The organism is Enterococcus italicus (genome assembly GCF_023743875.1).
Classification (GTDB): Bacteria; Bacillota; Bacilli; order Lactobacillales; family Enterococcaceae; genus Enterococcus_G; species Enterococcus_G italicus.
In genome coordinates, this window is the sequence record NZ_JAMRVB010000021.1 from 1 (window position 1) to 2,332 (window position 2,332).

Consider the following 2,332-nt stretch of genomic DNA (forward strand, 5'->3'; position numbering starts at 1 on the left):
GTAAGCGCCCCATAGCACAGTACCTTTCAAATAAAATGACCTCCAACTATACTTGAGTCATCAAGAAGTTTGGAGGTCTTTATGTATAAGTTAAATGAAATTGTTCCTGTTCAACTTGCTCCTGAAAATTCTTCGCCAGAAAAAATAAAGCCACTCACCACCAAATTGGCCCTACGAATTAAGAAGGAAAACGGATCAGAAGTATTGATTTACAATGGTATTAACAACTATATTCTGCAAGCGGTCCTGAAGGAGCTGTTTACTGATGTTTTATGATTTTCTTCACACCAAGCATATCTACATTGTATGTGGGAAAACGGATTTACGGAAAGGCATTGACGGCTTAGCTAGCCTCATCCAACAAGATTATCAACTGGACTTGTATGAAGATGCCGTCTTCCTATTTTGCGGAAATCGGCAAGACCGCTTTAAGCTTCTCCATTGGGATGGTGATGGTTTCCTTCTTTGTTATAAACGAATCGACAATGGTCGATTAAAATGGCCAAGAAAGAAAGAAGAAATCCGAACCCTAACGAATCAGCAGGTACGCTGGTTGCTGGAAGGTCTGAGTGTAGATCAACCCAAGGCCATTTCACCAGGCAAAAAAGGCAGCTTTTAAATAGAGGTTTCACACAATTACTTGTGTTAAGCCTCTATTTTTTTTCCATTTTTTGTGGTATTTTAGACCCAGATTAATCCTGTTGGAAGGAGGAAGAAGTTTTGGAAAATCAAGATGTACTGCTTAAATTACTTCAAGATTCGAATAAAACGAATCAGGTACAGCAGCAAACCATTCAAAATCTAACAACCGAAATCCAACTGTTAAATGAAAAAATCAATTATCTAACCAACAAATTATTTGGTCGTTCCAAAGAAACTCTTCCCGTCGATGACAATGGACAGCTTAATTTATTTAACCAAGAAACCGCCTTTGAAGTGGTCTCAGAGGATGTTCCTTCACCTATAACGGTAAAAGGACATCAACGGGTGTTGGGCACAAAGGCCGATAAACTGAAGCATTTACCCAAAACGAGTCTAGAACATGTCCTACCATTGGAAGAGCAGTGTTGCGAACACTGTGGTTCACAAATGAAAGATATCGGGCGCACGAAAGTGCGCGAAGAAATCCGATTCCATCAAGCTATGTTAGACGCTCTTGTGCATTATCAACATACTTACAGTTGTCAAAAATGTGAAAGAAATGGAATTTCTTCTTTTAAAAAATCAGCTGTTCCCAAACCTTTGATTTCAAACAGCTTAGGATCAAACAGTCTTGTGGTAGAAACGATTCGCATGAAATTCGGTCAAAAAGTTCCCGCCTATCGCCAAGAAAAATATTGGCAAAAAACTCACGGTCTTGATATTTCCAGAGATAATATTACAAATTGGCATATTAAGGCCGTTCAAAACGCGTTAGACCCTTTTGCGCAAAGATTGCAGTACTACCTGAATCAAGAAGAAATTTTACATGGAGATGAAACGAGTTACCGTGTTATTGAAAGTTCAAAGACGGATACTTATTACTGGCAATTTTGTACCGGAAAAGAAAGTGACCATCCCATGGTGTACTATCATCACGATGAAGGCCGTTCAGGAGAGGTTCCGAAGAAATTTCTTAATGCATTTAGTGGCTATCTCCATTGTGATGGCTATGCCGGTTATAATGCCGTGGAGAACGTTCAACTGGTCTATTGCCTCGCACATGCTCGGAGAAAGTTCTTTGAAGCGATTCCCAAAGGGAAAAAGGATACGGAGATTCCTGCAGCTCAAGCGGTTAAGAAAATGGATAAATGGTTTTCTTTGGAAAAGAAGTGGCAAGACTTATCTCCAGAAGAGCGATTGGTTTTGCGACAACAGGACCTTCGTCCGCTATTTGATGCATTTTATGACTGGCTTAGTACACTAAATCCAGTTTCCAAATCCAAGCTGGATATCGCTACTCAATATGTGTGTAAGCTACGAAAGGGCTACGAGGAAATTTTCGAAGATGGTCGCTTGGAGCTCACCAATAATCGTTCCGAACGCAACATTAAAGAACTGGTAATGGGACGAAAAAATTGGCTGCACTCAACAAGCTTGGAAGGCGCCAGAACTTCAGGAATAATTTTGAGCGTGTATAAAACAGCGGAGCTGAATGGCTTAAGTCCTGTCAAATATCTGGAATTTTTATTTGAGAGGATTCCCAATCTGCCTATTGTTTCTGAGTCAGCGCTAGATGAACTTCTGCCTTGGAATAAAAAAGTGCAGCAACGCTGCCTTTAAATTTAAAATGCCAAATATTCCCGACTTCAGTATAGAGGTCGGGCTATTTGGCGTACAGGTACTATGCTAT

The 2,332-nt window shown here is 40.2% G+C and carries 3 protein-coding genes; all 3 read left to right on the top strand.

Annotation, left to right across the window (positions count from 1 at the left end; all coding sequences use genetic code 11):
• Positions 1-81: 81 nt before the first annotated feature.
• Positions 82-276, top strand: coding sequence for a hypothetical protein (locus NE257_RS11500; protein ID WP_007209356.1), 195 nt, complete (start codon positions 82-84; stop codon positions 274-276).
• On the top strand, positions 266-619 hold the full coding sequence (gene tnpB / locus NE257_RS11505) for an IS66 family insertion sequence element accessory protein TnpB (RefSeq protein WP_007209355.1): 354 nt from the start codon (positions 266-268) through the stop codon (positions 617-619). The genes NE257_RS11500 and tnpB overlap by 11 nt, the downstream gene beginning before the upstream one ends.
• Positions 620-720: 101 nt before the next feature.
• A complete protein-coding gene (gene tnpC / locus NE257_RS11510; RefSeq protein WP_251855561.1) occupies positions 721-2,262 on the top strand; it encodes an IS66 family transposase in 1,542 nt (513 codons plus the stop codon).
• Positions 2,263-2,332: the final 70 nt, after the last annotated feature.

What these genes read in the sequence shown, in the direction of transcription:
- NE257_RS11500 (WP_007209356.1), top strand. Translation starts at nt 82, where the DNA reads ATGTATAAGTTAAATGAAATTGTTCCTGTTCAACTTGCTCCTGAAAAT.
- tnpB (WP_007209355.1), top strand. Translation starts at nt 266, where the DNA reads ATGTTTTATGATTTTCTTCACACCAAGCATATCTACATTGTATGTGGG.